The organism is Nostoc sp. (assembly GCF_036916975.1).
Classification (GTDB): Bacteria; Cyanobacteriota; Cyanobacteriia; order Cyanobacteriales; family Nostocaceae; genus Nostoc.
Genome location: NZ_JBALFF010000099.1, coordinates 1 through 16,204, shown reverse-complemented (window position 1 = coordinate 16,204; position 16,204 = coordinate 1). Strand labels below are relative to the sequence as shown.

At 41.3% G+C, this 16,204-nt stretch carries 15 protein-coding genes; 9 read left to right on the top strand and 6 right to left on the bottom strand.

The genetic code is table 11. From position 1 onward, the window contains the following. Positions 1-104: 104 nt before the first annotated feature. Positions 105-2,231, bottom strand: coding sequence for a tetratricopeptide repeat protein (locus tag V7K73_RS24700; RefSeq protein ID WP_334883931.1), 2,127 nt, complete (start codon positions 2,229-2,231; stop codon positions 105-107). A gap of 365 nt (positions 2,232-2,596) precedes the next feature. Here V7K73_RS24700 and V7K73_RS24695 point away from each other — a divergent pair, with 365 nt between their 5' ends. The 5 genes from V7K73_RS24695 to V7K73_RS24675 all read left to right on the top strand — a co-directional run bounded on the left by V7K73_RS24695 (position 2,597) and on the right by V7K73_RS24675 (position 8,520). Beyond that, complete coding sequence (locus V7K73_RS24695) at positions 2,597-3,295, top strand: rhomboid family intramembrane serine protease (protein WP_334883929.1); 699 nt, start codon at positions 2,597-2,599, stop codon at positions 3,293-3,295. A 195-nt stretch (positions 3,296-3,490) separates the two neighbouring features. Further along, the gene (locus V7K73_RS24690) at positions 3,491-6,115 is read left to right on the top strand and encodes a PAS domain-containing hybrid sensor histidine kinase/response regulator (RefSeq protein ID WP_334883927.1); all 2,625 of its coding nucleotides are present in this window, start codon (positions 3,491-3,493) and stop codon (positions 6,113-6,115) included. Positions 6,116-6,473: 358 nt separating this feature from the next. Then, positions 6,474-6,704: an addiction module protein gene (locus V7K73_RS24685; RefSeq protein WP_334883933.1), complete on the top strand. Its 231-nt coding sequence runs from the start codon at positions 6,474-6,476 to the stop codon at positions 6,702-6,704. After that, entirely contained in the window at positions 6,701-6,997 is a 297-nt protein-coding gene (locus tag V7K73_RS24680; protein WP_334883925.1) for a type II toxin-antitoxin system RelE/ParE family toxin, read from the top strand. The genes V7K73_RS24685 and V7K73_RS24680 overlap by 4 nt, the downstream gene beginning before the upstream one ends. A gap of 203 nt (positions 6,998-7,200) precedes the next feature. Beyond that, on the top strand, positions 7,201-8,520 hold the full coding sequence (locus V7K73_RS24675) for a GTPase family protein (protein ID WP_334883923.1): 1,320 nt from the start codon (positions 7,201-7,203) through the stop codon (positions 8,518-8,520). A gap of 115 nt (positions 8,521-8,635) precedes the next feature. Here the strand turns inward: V7K73_RS24675 and V7K73_RS24670 are convergent, their stop codons facing one another. Both V7K73_RS24670 and V7K73_RS24665 read right to left on the bottom strand, forming a co-directional pair. Beyond that, on the bottom strand, positions 8,636-9,115 hold the full coding sequence (locus V7K73_RS24670) for a GNAT family N-acetyltransferase (protein ID WP_334883921.1): 480 nt from the start codon (positions 9,113-9,115) through the stop codon (positions 8,636-8,638). 84 nt (positions 9,116-9,199) lie between these two features. Continuing rightward, complete coding sequence (locus V7K73_RS24665; RefSeq protein ID WP_334883920.1) at positions 9,200-10,432, bottom strand: DUF4336 domain-containing protein; 1,233 nt, start codon at positions 10,430-10,432, stop codon at positions 9,200-9,202. Positions 10,433-10,584: 152 nt separating this feature from the next. Between V7K73_RS24665 and V7K73_RS24660 the strand changes: the two genes are divergently transcribed. From V7K73_RS24660 to V7K73_RS24650, 3 genes are all read left to right on the top strand, one after another. Beyond that, on the top strand, positions 10,585-11,205 hold the full coding sequence (locus V7K73_RS24660) for a hypothetical protein (RefSeq protein WP_334883918.1): 621 nt from the start codon (positions 10,585-10,587) through the stop codon (positions 11,203-11,205). A 305-nt stretch (positions 11,206-11,510) separates the two neighbouring features. Beyond that, positions 11,511-12,476 carry an acetamidase/formamidase family protein gene (locus tag V7K73_RS24655; protein ID WP_334883916.1) on the top strand — a complete coding sequence of 322 codons (966 nt, stop codon included), beginning with the start codon at positions 11,511-11,513 and terminating at the stop codon, positions 12,474-12,476. A 24-nt stretch (positions 12,477-12,500) separates the two neighbouring features. Further along, positions 12,501-12,866, top strand: a complete 366-nt coding sequence (locus tag V7K73_RS24650; protein WP_334883915.1) for a sulfite exporter TauE/SafE family protein — start codon at positions 12,501-12,503, stop codon at positions 12,864-12,866. A gap of 8 nt (positions 12,867-12,874) precedes the next feature. Here the strand turns inward: V7K73_RS24650 and V7K73_RS24645 are convergent, their stop codons facing one another. Beyond that, positions 12,875-13,453 carry an NADPH-dependent FMN reductase gene (locus V7K73_RS24645; RefSeq protein ID WP_334883913.1) on the bottom strand — a complete coding sequence of 193 codons (579 nt, stop codon included), beginning with the start codon at positions 13,451-13,453 and terminating at the stop codon, positions 12,875-12,877. A gap of 162 nt (positions 13,454-13,615) precedes the next feature. On the opposite strand from V7K73_RS24645, the gene V7K73_RS24640 reads away from it, so the two are divergent. Continuing rightward, a complete protein-coding gene (locus V7K73_RS24640) occupies positions 13,616-13,810 on the top strand; it encodes a hypothetical protein (protein WP_442936790.1) in 195 nt (64 codons plus the stop codon). Positions 13,811-13,844: 34 nt separating this feature from the next. Here V7K73_RS24640 and V7K73_RS24635 read toward each other — a convergent pair whose 3' ends face one another. Both V7K73_RS24635 and V7K73_RS24630 read right to left on the bottom strand, forming a co-directional pair. Continuing rightward, complete coding sequence (locus V7K73_RS24635; protein WP_334883912.1) at positions 13,845-14,579, bottom strand: amino acid ABC transporter ATP-binding protein; 735 nt, start codon at positions 14,577-14,579, stop codon at positions 13,845-13,847. Continuing rightward, on the bottom strand, positions 14,572-16,056 hold the full coding sequence (locus tag V7K73_RS24630; RefSeq protein ID WP_334883910.1) for an ABC transporter permease subunit: 1,485 nt from the start codon (positions 16,054-16,056) through the stop codon (positions 14,572-14,574). The genes V7K73_RS24635 and V7K73_RS24630 overlap by 8 nt, the downstream gene beginning before the upstream one ends. Positions 16,057-16,204: the final 148 nt, after the last annotated feature.

Genomic DNA, 16,204 nt, shown 5'->3' with positions numbered 1-16,204 from the left:
TTGAGAACCGTAGTTTTTGCCCTCACCCTAAATCCCTCTCCCAAGTCTGGGAGAGGGACTTTGAAAACGTCACATTTTAGAATGAAATAGCCCTGGGTGGACTACTAGGGTGTCGTCTGCGGTGGATTAGTCGGATTAGGAACTGGGATAGTTGGCACGATTATAGGCTTTGGTTTCTGGCCTTGCAGCTGAATCTGGGCTTGATTGCGGGCATCTATTGCCTGTTGGTAATTAGGCTTGTATTTTATTGCTTGATCGTAAGATGCGATCGCATCTTTAAACTGTTTCACATTTAATAGGGCATTCCCTCTGCTATACCAGCTTTCGTAATGGTCTGGTTTATAACGAACTGCCTTATTATAAGACGCGATCGCATCTTCGTATTTTTGCAAAATGTATTGCGAATTCCCCAAATTATACCATAGTTGATAGTCTTTCTGCTTAAGTGTTGCTGCTTTTCTATAAGCTTTTATTGCTTCTTCATAGCGTTGGCTTTGATGCAGCGACCAACCCAGATTATACCATGCTTGATAGTTACTAGGATTATATTTTATTCCTTGATTAAAAGATTCAATCGCTTCTGGATATCGCTGTAAATTGAGCAGTACATTACCTCTAGAAAACCAGGCTTGATAATAATTGGGCTTATATTGCACAGCTTTATCATAAGCTGTAAATGCGTCTTGGTAGCGTCGCAAATTGACTAAAGAATTTCCCAAATTATACCAAGCTTGCTCGTAGTCTGGTTTTAAATCTACGACTTTTTGGTATGCTGCGATCGCGTCTTCATATCGGTTATAATTTTGTAAAGCTAATCCTTTTTTATACCAAGCTTCGTAATTATCCGGTTTAAATTGAATCGCTTTTTCATAAGATTTAATTGCTTGGTCATATTGGTTTAAGTTACTAAAAGCTTCACCCTTAGCATTCCAGACTTCCGAGCTTTGATTATTTAATTTTAAGGCTTTATCAAAAGAGGCGATCGCTTCTTGATATCGCTGTAAATTAAGCAGTACATTACCTCGTCCACTCCAAGCTTCAAAATAATCTGGCTGAATTTGAATTGCTTTATCATAGGCCGCTAGCGCATCTTTATATTTTTTTAATTTATACAGCGTTTTACCTTCACCATTCCAGGCTTGAGCATAATCGGGTCTAATATTAACGGCTTTTTCATATACTTCTAATGCGTCTTGATAGCGTTGCAAATCAAAAAGCGTATTTCCTTGTTTAGATAATTCTATGGCGTTATTTGAATTAATGTAATTTAAAATTAATATTGATGCTATTCCACTGATCCCAATTAAAAATATTGCTAGGAAAATTTTACCCAATATACCTTTTTTAGGTTGAGTGTTGATATTTTTTGGTGGACAAATAGGAGTTAAAGCAATTGTCTGGGCGGGTGGTTGTGTTAACTCTTTCAGCGCTTGTAATGCCACCGTTGCCGAAGGATAGCGTTGGCGAAAATCGTAGCATACCATCTTATCTAAAAATTGAGCGAATTCTGGCGTTACAGTGGCTTGATTGTGCCAGATAATTTCATTACTATCGGCATCTTTTACTATTTCTTCTGGTGATAATCCAGTCAGAGCTTGAATAGCAATTATTCCTGTAGCATAGATATCACTGCTTAATTTTGGCGTACCATGAGCTTGTTCTCCAGGAATATATCCAGGCGTACCTATAGCAACAGTACCTTTAATTGAGCCTTCGGGAAGAATTATCTGGGTAGTAATTTGTTTAACTGCACCAAAATCAATTAAGATTAATTTGCCATCTGGGTGGCGTCTGAGAATATTTCGCGGATTGACATCACGGTGAATTACATTCTGTTGATGGACAAATTCTAAAATTGTCAAAAGTTCTTGTAAAAGTGAAATTACTTGCTCTTGATCCCAGGTTTTACCAGGGATTAATTCTAGACTCAAGTCATGTCCTTCGATCAATTCCTGTACGAGATAAAATTCGGCATTGTCCTCAAAGTAAGCTAAAAGTTGGGGAATGCGATCGTGAGTTCCTAATTTATAGAGAACTTGTGCTTCCGTATCAAATAAACGCCTAGCTGTTTCCAAAGTTACAGCATCGCTTGCTTGGGGTTTAAGTTTCTTAACGACACATGAAGGTGAACCGGGTAATTGGGTATCACTCGCCACAAAAGTTTCACCAAAACCCCCACCTCCCAAGTTACTAATAATCTGGTATCTTCCTACAAGTCTGTTACCCAGCATCTCGTTTGCCTAGTTAAGTGCGATGCGATCTGATTTCAATATTGCCACACGTTAAGGGGGAGTAGGAAATGGGGAATGGGGAGTGGGGAGTAAAAGCATCCCAAAAGTGTAAAAACATATTTTGTCATTGCGTACTCCTTTGGATAACCCGCAGGGTACATAATGAAATGGAGCAAAGCAATCGCAACATCTAGACTTTGTGATTGCTTCATTGGGCTTCGCTTCATTCGCAATGACAATCTATCATCTTGGTAAATTTGCTTGCATTGGGATGATCCTCTGGGGAGCAGATAGAAAACCCCTTGTATTAAAACTTGCTTGGTGTTTCTTAATTACGAATTACGAATTACGAATTACGAATTAGTATGATTCCTATTAGTGATAATATTCGTTGTCGGAATAAACCGATTATTAATTACTGGCTGATTGGTATTAATATTGCCGTATTTTTATGGGAGCTTCAACTAGAATTTAGTGGCGGATTAGGCGATTTTGTTAATAACTGGGGTGTGATTCCAGCCCAAATTACTGGGGCGATTACAAATGCCTTATTTTACAACAATGCTGCTTGGATAATTGTAATTTGGCGCACATTTTCACTAGTTTTTGCAATATTCCTACATGGCAGCTTTAGCCAAATATTGGGAAATCTGTTATTTTTGTGGGTTTTTGGTAAGAGTGTGGAAAATATTCTGGGACATAGACGCTATCTCGGATTGTATTTGGCTGCTGGCGCGATCGCTTCTTGTGTGCAAATTCTGGCGGAACCAAGTTTTACGGTACCACAGATTGGGGGCAATGGCGCGATCTCATCTGTTTTAGGAGCATATATTATGAAGTTTCCTAAAGCTAAAATAGACACAATTTTGCCGCTAATAATCTTGTATATCCCCATCGAACTTCCAGCTTTTTTCTATCTATTTTGGTGGTTTGTGCAACAATTATTTTATGGCATCGGCAGTTTAAATATTCCTCCTATTGGCGTAAACCAATCGGGTGTTGTCTTCTGGGGACAGGTTGTGGCATTATTGAGTGGTGCAGCTTTGATGCGTTTGAAGAGATAAATTTTTATTAAATCATTAGTGGATGCAAAGTGTTTTGTCATCAGATATGGCTCTTAATCTCAAAAGATGTCTTTTGACTAAAACCTTATGCGCCTTTTGACAGATTACATTTTTTAGCTTAAAAATTCATACTGTTAAAGCTAGGGGATGCCTACTCTTCAAATCGGTATTGTTTAGTAATAAGCGGTGTGCAAGATGCCAAATGTTGATAAAATGAACTTTCAAGTCACTGATGAATTAGCAGCTTTGCGTTCGTGTGTAGCTGAGTTAGAGCAATCAGAAAAATTTTATCAGCAAAGGCAAGCAGCCCTTGAGAAGCAAGTAATTGAGCTAGAAAAAAAATTGACACTTGCACTCTTATATCCTCATATTCAAGCTGTTGAATATGATATCAAATGGCATCTTGAACAAATGCCAACAGATGTAGCAGTTACTTTAGAGCTACAACAAGAAATTGCAGCAAGACAGCAGGTAGAAGCCTCCCTAAGAGAGAGTGAAGAACGGCTTAGATTAGCCCTAGAGACTTCCCAGATGGGCTTGTGGGATTGGAATATTGTTACCAATCAAATCATCTGGTCTGAAAATCATGAACTGCTTTTTGGTCTGCTTCCAGGTAGTTTTAACGGCAGCTATGAAAGTTTTCTCAAGTGGGTTCATCCTGAAGATAGACAAGTTGTAAGGCAAGTTATCACTCAGGCTATGGCCCAAAAGACTGACTATAATGATGAATTTCGCATAGTTCGAGCAGACCAAAGTACACATTGGATTTCTGCTAAGGGAAAATTTATCTATGACGATCGTGGACAAGCGGTGCGAATGATCGGCGTTTGTATGGAAATTACTGTCTGCAAGCAAGCAGAAGAAAGTACTCGTGAACTAACAACCCAAGTCCAAGAACAGGCAAATATTTTAAATGCCATCCTCACCGCCTCAGTCGATCACATTTACATTTTTGATGGCAGAGGTTGCTATCAGTATGTCAGTCGGGATGGAGCTACGGTATTAGGCTCAAAGCCCCAGGATATTGTCGGAAAAACTTTGCAAGACCTGGATGTACCCCCAGACCTTGTAGAACAGTTAGATAAGCAACGACAAGCTGTGATGAAAACTGGGCAGCCAATTAAGGATGAGTGTAAATATGTTACTCCTGATGCGGTGCATTATTATGAATACATCCTTACACCATTACGGAATTCCAAGCAAATTATTGAAGGCGTAATTACAGTTTGTCGTGAGATTACCGAACACAAACGGGCAGAAAAATTGTTACGCGAAAGTGAAGCCAAATTTCGGCGTTTGTTTGAATCTAACTTAATAGGTGTCGCATTTTGGAATGTGGATGGCTTTATAGTTGATGCCAATGATGCCTTTCTTGAGCTAGCTGGCTACACTCGTGATGAATTTGCCACTTTGGGTAGAATTAATTGGAGAGAACTTACTCCTATTGAATATAAAGATTTAGACGATCGCGCCCTTTTGGAAGTCCAAACCACTGGAGTTTCTAGAATTTATGAGAAAGAATATCTTCAGCGCGACGGGAAGCGAGTCCCAATTGTTTTGGGGATAGCCTTGTTGAATGATTCCAAAAATAATGGTGTTGCTTTTGTACTAGATATAACCCATCGCAAATCAGTTGAGGAAGAATGCGATCGCCTCCTCGAACGAGAAATGAAAGCACGCAAAGAAGCAGAAATCGCCAACAAAATCAAAGATGAATTTCTGGCGGTTCTCTCCCATGAACTGCGAACCCCACTTAACTCTGTTCTGGGGTGGTCAAAAATGTTGCGAACTCGTAATTTCGATCAAAAAACCACTAACCACGCCTTAGAAACCATTGAACGCAACGCCAAGTTACAAACTCAGCTAATTGAAGATTTGTTGGATGTGTCTCGCATCCTCCAAGGAAAATTAAACTTAAATGTCTGTCCAGTAAACTTGGTAATGGTAGTTGAAGCCGCACTAGAGACTGTAAAACTCGCAGCACAAGCTAAATCAATTCAAATTCAAACGATATTTGATCCCACTTTAGGACAAGTGATGGGCGATGCAAATCGGCTTGAGCAAGTTGTGTGGAATCTACTTTCCAATGCGGTAAAATTTACGCCAGCAGGTGGACGGGTAGAAATTCGACTGATGGAAATTGCTAACCAAGCTCAAATTCAAGTCAGCGATACAGGTAAGGGAATTAGCCCAGAATTTTTGCCTTATGTGTTCGATTACTTTCGCCAAGCTGATAGCACAATTACGCGGTCATTTGGTGGATTAGGTTTAGGATTAGCGATCGTGCGTAAGGTTGTAGAGATGCATGGGGGAAATGTTCAAGCCGAAAGCCCTGGAGAAGGATTGGGTACCACCTTCACCGTTGAAGTACCGCTTTTAGTCAGAAGTGAACAGATCGCGCGTGGAGAGAATGAGTCTTTAGATTGTGAAGCTGAATCCTCCCTGCTTGGCGATACTCAAGTTTTGGTCGTGGACGATGAACCAGATATCCGCGACTTAGTGACCTTTATTTTACAAGACTACGGTGTACAAGTAACTGCCGTATCTTCAGCACAAGAAGCATTACAAGCGCTGTCTGAGTCAGTACCAGATGTTTTAATTAGCGATATTGGAATGCCAAAGACAGACGGTTATATGCTGATGCGGGAAGTGCGATCGCGATCGCCAGGCCAAGGAGGACGCGTACCAGCGATCGCTCTGACAGCTTATGCAGGCCAAATGAATCAGCAGCAAGCATTAGCCGCCGGATTTCAAATGCATATTTCTAAACCAGTAGATCCAGATGTGTTGCTGAAGGCGATCGCTGATTTGATTAATTAATCATTGGTCACTTGTATTGAGCGACTTGTATTGAGCCTGTCCTGAGCGTGGCCGAAGTATTGGTAATTGCTTAATAAGGAACGAACCACAAAGGGCGCAAAGGACACAAAGAAAGAAAGAAAGAAAGAAAGAAAGAAAGAAAGAAAGAAAGAAAGAAAGAAGGAAGGAAGCCAAGAGAATTTGGCGCAGCGTCACAAAGAAATGGTATAAGTCCTATTGCTTTTTGTGCCGGAGGCTCTATTAAGAAAAAGCGAACGCGCAAAGCGTGCCGGAGGCAAGAGTGCGAATTGGTTTAATGTTGTGCCATATCTACTGCTTTCCTGCTAGAGTGTGGATAGTCGCTATGCTTTCAGGAATTATGGCATCTGTTGAGCAAGTCATGAAAGAAGCCTTAGCTTTGCCCAGTGCAGCGAGAGCATTGTTGGCAGAAAAGCTGGTTGAAAGTCTTGAATTTGATGTAGACGAAACACTTCAAACACTCTGGACAGATGAAGCCAAGAAGCGTAGAGATGAAGTTCGCAGTGGTGCAATTCAACCCATTCCTGGAGAGGAAGCATTAGCTAGGGTAAGACAATTTTTGGAGCAATGAAATACGTCTTTCATCCAGCAGCATTAACTGAATACGGTGAAGCGGTTAAGTTTTACGCAGAGCGTCGAGTTGAATTAGCACAAGCATTTATTAATACGGTTGAGGATGCAATTTTCCGAATTATCCAGTCACCGACTCGCTGGGCTGTTGTTGACGAAGACATTCGTCGATGTCTAACGCGCAAATTTCCCTATGGAATTTTATACACCATTGAGGAAGATTACGTTTTAATTTTGGCGGTGATGCACTGTAGCCGCGAACCGGGATACTGGGAAGAGCGCGTCACAGACTAGCAGCCGGATTTCAAATGCATATTTCTAAACCAGTAGATCCAGATGTATTGCTGAAGGCGATCGCTGATTTGATTAGTCATTAATTATTCTTCCCCAGCCTCCAAAATGCGATCGCCCAAGTTGATAACACTACTAACGGTACTGGTTTTCCCTTTGAGAATCGCTATAAGATGAGTAAAAGGGTTTTCTACGTTTAGATGGAAATGACTGAGCAAGATGATTCTGAGCAATTGAGTGAACCGACCGACAAAACGATAACCAAATCGGTCGATAATTCCTGGCCAAACCGTATTGGTGATGTCTGGAGCAAAGCAACAACACATCTAACCCAACTACTACCCGTAGAACAACTGGCACAGACGGTTGTTGAATGGTTTAGTGTGAGCGAAACTCAGGTTGCCGAGATTTTAGAGAAAATCCGAGCCGAACTGCCAACCACAGAAGCCCTGTTAATTGGTAAACCCCAAGCTGGAAAAAGTTCAATTGTCCGGGGATTGACAGGAGTTTCTGCCGATATTGTCGGTCAGGGCTTTCGTCCTCACACGCAACATACAGAGCGCTATGCCTATCCTTCCAATGACCTGCCCTTACTGATTTTTACTGATACGGTGGGGCTGGGTGATGTTAAACAAGATACTCAATTAATCATTCAGGAGTTAGTTGGCGATTTAAAAAACGAAACTCGTTCCGCCAGAATCCTGCTTCTGACGGTTAAAATCAATGATTTTGCAACTGACACGCTACGGCAAATTGCTCAACAGCTGCGCCAGAAGTATCCAAACATTCCCTGTTTGTTGGTAGTTACCTGCTTGCATGAGATTTATCCGGGCGATACCATCGATCATCCTGCATATCCGCCAGATTATCAGGAAGTCAATCGCGCATTTGCCGCAATCCAACAAGCATTTGCCGGAATAACTGACCACTCCGTACTCATTGACTTTACCTTAGAAGAAGATGGCTATAATCCGGTATTTTATGGCTTAGAAGCACTGCGAGATTCCTTAGCAGAACTACTCCCAGAAGCAGAAGCCCAGGCGATTTATCAACTATTAGATCGAGAAGAAGCTGGGAAGCAACTTGGTAATCTTTATCGAGATGCTGCACGGCGTTATATTTTGCCATTTTCGATTATGTCTGCCACCCTGGCGGCTGTACCTCTGCCATTTGCGACAATGCCCGTACTTACTGCTTTGCAAGTATCAATGGTTGGTTTGTTGGGTAAATTATATGGGCAGACAGTTACTCCATCTCAGGCGGGAGGGGTTGTGAGTGCGATCGCAGGTGGTTTTTTAGCACAGGCAATAGCACGGGAGTTAATTAAATTTATACCAGGTTTTGGGAGTGCGATCGCAGCCTCTTGGGCAGCCGCCTACACCTGGGCATTAGGGGAAGCAGCTTGTGTTTACTTTGGTGATTTAATGGGAGGTAAGAAACCCGATCCCCAAAAAATTCAGTTGGTGATGCAAGAAGCATTTCAAGCCGCACAAGAACGGTTTAAGGGAATTCATCGTAATTCGTAATTCGTAATTCGTAATTCGTAATTCGTAATGACTTCTCCGAAGGCGAGTGCGTCTCCAAGAGTTGGGGCTGACGTTCTCTACGAGACGCGCAAGAGATTTTTAAAATAATCAAACCTTAAGACTCAATAATCTGTTTCTCAAAGCAAACACTCACTGGATTTTTTGCATAGCGTCCATAGGCTGCTATAGATTGATAACCCGCAGATTCATATAAGCGAATCGCTGTAGGTTGATAAATACCTGTTTCTACACGTAAGCTGCAATAACCAAAAATCTCAGCGCGTCTTTCTAAGTCAGCCAGAACTATTTTGGCCACACCTCGACCACGCCAAGCCGATTCTACAAACATCCGTTTAATTTCGCCGATTTCCTCAGCAAGTGGAACAACTGCGCCGCAAGCGATGGGCTGACTTTGAATCCAAGCAATGACAAACACAGATTTGGGTTGGCTGAAGTCAAGGGGAGGGAATTTTCCATCCGCCGTATCACCATATAGGGAAGTAAGCTCTTGATACATCCGATTGATCAAGATATTTGATACAGGGCTTTCGTAATCTTCTGGGTAAATTACGAGTTTATCAAGATTTTCGGGCATAATTCCAATTCATATCATGTCCGCTAAATTACTTATGATAGTGAAGCGATCGCTTACCGCACGGCCAGCCCCTAATTGTTTCTCCTACACTTTCTCCTTGGCTGATGGCACAATGCCAAACTTATTTAAACCTGCATCGATTTCTTTGAGTAGTTTAAAATCCTCCTCTGGTAAGGGATAGCTACTACTGCTGAACAAACCCGCACTGACAGCAGGCTGCTTTTCTAAAAAAGAGAAAGCTTGGCGAAACTGATGCGGTTGGGCTTTAATTGGTGAATCAAAGTGACAGGGAATAATCCACTCAAAGTCCCAACTTGCAACTTTATCAGCCCAGTCGATGGTTTCTTGTGGTGCGCGATTGAGAATCAACGTCTGTAAAATTGGGGCGACAAACAAACGCCCATTCCCTCGCAAAGCATCAAACGATCGCTGCCAATCTGACTGCCATTTAAACGGGTACAATCCAAAATAAGCTTTCTTTGAGCGTTCTGGTGCTTTCAAGGCATCTTGCAACACCTTACTCCATTGGCGTATATTTAGTGCGTTTGGTTGAAAATACAAAGCAAACAACGAGATACGCCCCCAACCCTTACGCCGATTTACTTGAATATCTGCAATAATATCAGAAGCATAATCCTTGGCATGGAATAGTAAGGGATATGGATCTAAAAGTGCGATCGCAGGTGGATCTTCTGGGATAGAAAGTACACAATCTGTTACTAAAAGAGTATGCGATCGCTTGTGGAAAAAAGCAACTTCTGCAAACCGTCCAGGGCCAAGCTCAATGGGACCCAGCATTGCATAATCAAATTCGTCAGCAAACGGTGTTTTGCTACTATCTTCTGGAAGTACTTGAGTTCGTTTCGGTGGTAAACCAAGCCAGCTAAGGGGGAGATTTAGCGGGAAACTCCACTGATGGGGAGCCACAAACACCTGTGAAGTCGGAAAATATCTGGCGAAGGGACCGACGAATACCTTATGTTCTATACCGGAGATAGTTGGCAGGATAATGTACTTAATATTACCATGTTCTGCCACCAACTCATTCACCAGCCGGATGCACTCTAGGGTTGGTGCAACAGGCGCGTAGACGAGAAGACCCCCAGTTTCGAGCTTAACCACAGTCATCCGAATCGGTACAACTACGTAGAAAATGCCCTGAATCTGGTCAAAATTCCAAACTGTGTCCTTAACCACTTCTTTGAGGATTGTCTGCCGCCTGCCATAAGGGTAGAGTGGCACAACAGGCCATAATCTCCACGAGAAGTCTTTTGGATTTATCTGTTGTGTATTGACTATGCGTTGCTTATCAGCCACTCTGCAACCCCTCCAAATTCCCTGCTCAAATTGTTTTTATTTACTATCCCCAAAGTTGGAGTTTAGCAAATTATTGAGATAATAATACTAATTCGTAATTCGTAATTTGTAATTCGTAATATTTTTGATCTAGTTTATTCACAATAAAAAACATGAGCAAATATAGAATTTTAAAACCTGAACAAAGTTACACTTTTAGTCAATACTTTTTGTTACCTAATCCAACAATAGATATAGTAGCTGAGTTTGAGTACAGCTACGATCGCACAGAGCTAGAATTACCAAAATACTTTGCTGAGGTTAGCTATTTAGAATTTTTGCAAAAATATTTACAGCGCAATATAAAGCTTTTTAATCCGACGGCTGAGATATCAATTAGAGAATTTATGATTGCTCCTATCCTAGCTGAAATCTGCGCTCAGACAAAAGCTAAACTATATAGTGAGTATCCAATTAATGTGGACGAAAAGCTCAAAGGTACTTTGGATTATTATTTACATAATTCTAACTCCCTATTGGTGATTGAAGCAAAACAATCAGATATCAGAAGGGGCTTTACACAGCTAGCAGTAGAATTAATAGCTCTCGATCAGACTCTAGATGATCAATCATCAATTTTATTTGGCGCAGTTACTAATGGAGATGACTGGAAATTTGGTACACTCAATAGACAACAAAAGCTAATTACAGAAGATATTAAACTTTATCGTGTTCCTGAAGGTTTAGAAGATTTGGTACGAGTATTAGTAGGCATCCTTTCATCTGAGGCTTGACGAAAGTTGAATTTCAAAGTCCCTCTCCCATATAGGGGAGAGGGATTTAGGGTGAGGGCAAAAACTACGGTTCTCAACTAAGATTCGGTTTAAATTCTTATTTTTCTCAAAAAGATTCGTAAAAACTGCCGTAAAAATAGAATGAAATAAGTAAGTCGGCGCAAATAATCATCGTTTGTAGTTGCGCTTTAGCGCATCTTTATCCGGATGCGCTAAAGCGCAACTACGAGCCAAATACAGAGATTTTACTTTTCGTTACATAATTTGGTTTTTTTCTCGCCGACCTACTTAGCCCTAGATATGATATGACTCATTACATTTTAAAAGCTACTAAAGAAACCGTGCATCTGGGTGGTTTCTCCCATCTGTTAAAACCAGCCCTCACTATTGACTCTGGCGATACGGTTGATGTAGAAACTTATACTGGTTACTACGTTTATGACAAAGCACCACCTGAATTTGTCACACCAGAATTTCTCGACATCTGCCAAAATCTTCTACCAGAACGCAAAATTGCTGGGGGGCCGCATTTACTCACAGGGCCGATTTATGTACGCGATGCCGAACCAGGGGATGTTTTAGAAGTACAATTAGATGCGATCGCACCTAGTTTACCTATCGGCTTCAATGCCATTCGTACAGGTTGGGGAGCTTTACCACATCAGTTTCCTCAACCTGCTTTGAGATTTATTCCGCTAGATTTAGCAAACAATATCGCGGAATTTCCGCCGGGTGCTGGTATAAAAATTCCCCTCAAACCGTTTTTTGGAATTCTTGGTGTCGCTACTCCAGAAACCTCTCGAACTTCTATCCCACCAGGTTCTTACGGCGGTAATATCGACAACCGGGAACTGCAAGCGGGTTCTCGTTTATTTTTGCCGATTTTTGTACCAGGCGGATTATTTTCTATTGGTGATGGACATTCTGCACAAGGAGACGGGGAAGTAAATGTCACCGCCATTGAAACTTCGATGAACGGAAGAATTACCCTCAAACTTCGCAAGGATTTACAACTGACAACACCAATCGCCGAAACTCCAACTCATATCATCACAATGGGCTTTGCTCAAACTTTAGATGAAGCCTTAGAACTGGCTTTAAAAAACATGATTGATTTTCTGGAACGCTTTATTAATTTGTCGCCAGAAGATGCTTATGTATTGTGTAGTTTAGCGGTGAATTTTCACATCACTCAAGTTGTGAACAGTCCCCAAAAAGGTGTGCATGGAATGCTACCTAAATCAATATTTCCGCATAAAATTAATTTATAATTTGGAATTTAGCGACCATTTTTTATGTCTAATATCTTGATGCAACTGTTGTTAATTGGTTTAGTTGCTGGCGTTGCTGGCGGTATGTTTGGTATCGGAGGCGGCGCAATTATGATTCCGGCAATGGTGTTAGTAATTGGTTTGGATCAGAAATTAGCTACAGGAACTTCTGTGGCTGCTCAAATTTTGCCAATCGGCATTTTAGCAGCCTTAGTTTACCATCGCAACGGTAATCTTAATTTCAAATATGCCCTAATTATTGCAGTTGGTTTAATCGTGGGTAACTTTTTCGGGGCATTGTTTGCAAATCAGCCCTTTATTAGCAGCGAGTTGATGAAAAAGCTATATGGCATCTTTCTTCTAATAATAGGTATTCGTTATCTAGTATGAAATTGAATTTAATTGAGCTTCAGCAATATTTTTGTTAAGCCAGCGCCTAACTGCTCAACAGATTCCTGCTGTTTATGATCTACTAACGTGCCATCAGGATTGAAAGCTTCGTAAGCTTTGGATAGGGCTATTTGATCGGGAAGTACCAAAACTTTGATGTTTCCCAAAATAGAGCGTAGGTGAACCAATCCCCGCAAACCACCAAAACCGCCTGGGGAAGCGCTCATAATTGTAGCCACCTTACCTGCAAAAGCCGCTAACGGTGCTTCATTTGGGGCTGGACGGGATGCCCAGTCAATGGCGTTCTTCAAAACTGCTGTGAGTGAACTGTTATATTCCGGCGAAGCAATCAGCAATCCTTGATGAGAAATCAGCAAGTCTTTGAAAGTGCGGGCGTTGCTTGGTAGTCCTTGTTCAGCTTCCAAATCTTCATCAAACAGAGGTAAAGGCAAATCGCGGAGGTCTATATAAGTCACTTCTGCACCTGCTGCTTTAGCGCCAGTCGCCGCGACTTTTACCAATTTTTTGTTGTAAGACTCAATGCGGGTACTGCCTGCAAAGGCGAGGATTTTAGGTGTAGCTGCCATAATTCTAGGTTGAATGGGAATAATTAACCTGTTCAGCTGCATTATCCTGTTTTCAGGCGATCGCTATTTGCTAGCTTTAGATTTTCTTTATAAACTTTCTCTAAGTTACAAAATTACACTAATTATAGTGAAGACTAAAAACCCTGCCTTTGGAGTCGAAATATGAACGCTCACAAGATAGAAGTCATTTTAACTGAAGATGGAACTTTGACGCTACGCGGTTTACCCTTTCATGCCGGGGATGCTGTGGAAGTGATTATTTTGGAAACTCAAACTCCACAGATGCAAGCAGTACCAAAACCTCAATCAGATACAAATCCTTATATTATTGCACAACACACAGCCATACCGTTATGACGACCCCACAGAACCCGTAGCCTTAGAGGATGTTTTAAAGCATTTTTTCTAAGAATTGTTTAGCGCGATCGCACTTAGGATTTTGGAAAAATTCATTAGGAGTAGCATCTTCTGCTAAAATACCCTGGTCGAGGAACATAATCCGATTGGCAACAACTCTCGCAAACCCCATTTCATGAGTAACGATCGCCATTGTCATTCCCGATAATGCTAAAGCTTTCATCACTTCCAGCACATCCTTAACCATTTCGGGATCTAATGCAGAGGTGGGTTCATCAAACAAAATCATCTCTGGTTCCATTGCTAATGCCCGAGCGATCGCTACTCGCTGTTTCTGTCCCCCCGATAATTTGGATGGATATACATTTGCTTTTGGCTCTAAACCTACCGATTTAAGCAATTCTAAGCCATGTTCTTGTGCTTTTTGCTTGTTTATTCCTTTCACCTTTATGGGCGCGTAGGTGACATTTTGCAGCACATTCATGTGGGGAAACAAATTAAAATGTTGAAATACCATTACCAAACGCTGGCGCACCTTAGCGATGTTTGCCTTGGGCTTGGTAATTTCTTGCTCGTGAAAGTAGATTCTGCCTCTAGTTGGTTTTTCTAACAAGTTTATGCATCGCAGAAAAGTAGATTTACCTGAACCAGAAGGCCCTAGTATAGCAACCACTTCGCCCTGATAAAACTCACTAGAAATATCTTTGAGTACGTCGAGTTTGCCAAAAGATTTACATAAGAATTCCGTGCGAACGACTACATTATTCACTTTGCCGTAACCTCCTTTCTAAAGCAGATGCACCCACGGTCATACCCATTACTAAAACATAGTAGATTAACCCTGCAAATAGCAGTGGTTCAAAATAAATATACTTGTTTGCACCAACAATTTGGGCGCTGCGTAATATTTCCACCACCCCAATTGTTGACACCAGCGCGGAATCTTTAAGCAATCCGATAGTTTCATTCACCAATGCGGGGAGAATATTCTTCAATGCTTGGGGTAAAATCACATCCCACATCATCAACCAATAGGGAACACCCATAGACATCGCCGCTTCACTTTGTCCTTTATCCACCGCCTGAATTCCACCCCTGATAGTTTCTGACATATAAGCGCCAGAATTGAGGGTAAAAGTTAGCACCCCAGCCTGCAATGCTGAAATGTCATAGCCTGTAAGCTGGGGTGTTGCGTAGTAAACCAACGCCAACTGTAATAACAAAGGTGTACCTCGAAAAACAGAGGTGTAGGCGTTAGCAACCCAGGTAAGCGGCTTGATGCCGAGAATTTTTAATAGAGACAATATTGTTCCCCAGATTAACCCCAAAGATACAGATAATAGGGTAAACAATAAAGTTAAAGGGATTCCCCGCAGAATAAAGGGAATGTCAGGAATAATTCTAGTGAAATCGAGATTTAATCCGCCTTTGGTAGGAGTTGAAGATGCAGAATTGGTGGTAATATTTTCTGAAAACCATTTGGCGACCAGTTTATTCAATGTGCCATTGTCCTTCATTTGTTGAAGGACTTTGTTAAACGGTTCTACAAAAGAAGAACCTTTAGGAAAAGCGATCGCAGATCCACTTGCCTGCTGTGAAGAAATAGTATTAAATTCTAAATCTGGGTTAGCTTGGGCGAATCCTTTAGCAACGGTATCCTCAACAATTGCTGCATCAATTCGTCCAGATTTGATTTCTTGAACTACTTCCGGCACTTTATTGAGTTGCTTTAGCTGAATACCTGCAAATTTTTGAGCAATTTTTTGGGCATTTTGTTCTTGGATAGTTCCTAGTTGTACCCCAACCTTTTTTCCTGATAAGTCTTGGGGCTGCTTCAGGTTGCTACCTTTAGGAGCGACAATCGTATCTTTGGCTTCGTAATAAATAATTGAAAAATCAATATTTTTCTGACGTTCTGGAGTCGGAGTCATCCCAGCCATGACAAAATCAGCGCGATTTGCTTGGAGTGCAGGGATTAAACCATTAAAATCAGATTCCATTATTTTAAGTTTAAACCCTAGTTTTTCAGCCAGGGTTTTGGCAATATCTATATCAAAGCCAACGATTTGGCGCTCGCCTCCTTTAGTATCATAAAACTCATAAGGGGGATAATCTGGGGAAGTAATCATCGTCAGCGTGTCTTTACCTAAAGGTGAAGCAGCTTTTAAAGAATTACTATGTCCTGTGATGATACTGATTACTACTACAACTAGTATTGTTGATAGCCATACTTTATTTTTATTCATCAACTTGATAATTATATAAATTCCATAGCTAAGTAAGTGGGTGCAAATAATCATCACTCGCTCGTAGTTGCGCTTTAGCGCATCTTTATCCGGATGCGCGAAAGCGCAACTACGAGCCCAATACAGAGATTTTACTTTTCGTTACATA

Excerpts from the sequence above, each read along its gene's own strand:
- V7K73_RS24700 (WP_334883931.1), bottom strand. The coding sequence starts at position 2,231 with ATGCTGGGTAACAGACTTGTAGGAAGATACCAGATTATTAGTAACTTG.
- V7K73_RS24695 (WP_334883929.1), top strand. The coding sequence starts at position 2,597 with ATGATTCCTATTAGTGATAATATTCGTTGTCGGAATAAACCGATTATT.
- V7K73_RS24690 (WP_334883927.1), top strand. The coding sequence starts at position 3,491 with ATGCCAAATGTTGATAAAATGAACTTTCAAGTCACTGATGAATTAGCA.
- V7K73_RS24685 (WP_334883933.1), top strand. The coding sequence starts at position 6,474 with ATGGCATCTGTTGAGCAAGTCATGAAAGAAGCCTTAGCTTTGCCCAGT.
- V7K73_RS24680 (WP_334883925.1), top strand. The coding sequence starts at position 6,701 with ATGAAATACGTCTTTCATCCAGCAGCATTAACTGAATACGGTGAAGCG.
- V7K73_RS24675 (WP_334883923.1), top strand. The coding sequence starts at position 7,201 with ATGACTGAGCAAGATGATTCTGAGCAATTGAGTGAACCGACCGACAAA.
- V7K73_RS24670 (WP_334883921.1), bottom strand. The coding sequence starts at position 9,115 with ATGCCCGAAAATCTTGATAAACTCGTAATTTACCCAGAAGATTACGAA.
- V7K73_RS24660 (WP_334883918.1), top strand. The coding sequence starts at position 10,585 with ATGAGCAAATATAGAATTTTAAAACCTGAACAAAGTTACACTTTTAGT.
- V7K73_RS24655 (WP_334883916.1), top strand. The coding sequence starts at position 11,511 with ATGACTCATTACATTTTAAAAGCTACTAAAGAAACCGTGCATCTGGGT.
- V7K73_RS24650 (WP_334883915.1), top strand. The coding sequence starts at position 12,501 with ATGTCTAATATCTTGATGCAACTGTTGTTAATTGGTTTAGTTGCTGGC.
- V7K73_RS24645 (WP_334883913.1), bottom strand. The coding sequence starts at position 13,453 with ATGGCAGCTACACCTAAAATCCTCGCCTTTGCAGGCAGTACCCGCATT.
- V7K73_RS24640 (WP_442936790.1), top strand. The coding sequence starts at position 13,616 with ATGAACGCTCACAAGATAGAAGTCATTTTAACTGAAGATGGAACTTTG.
- V7K73_RS24630 (WP_334883910.1), bottom strand. The coding sequence starts at position 16,056 with ATGAATAAAAATAAAGTATGGCTATCAACAATACTAGTTGTAGTAGTA.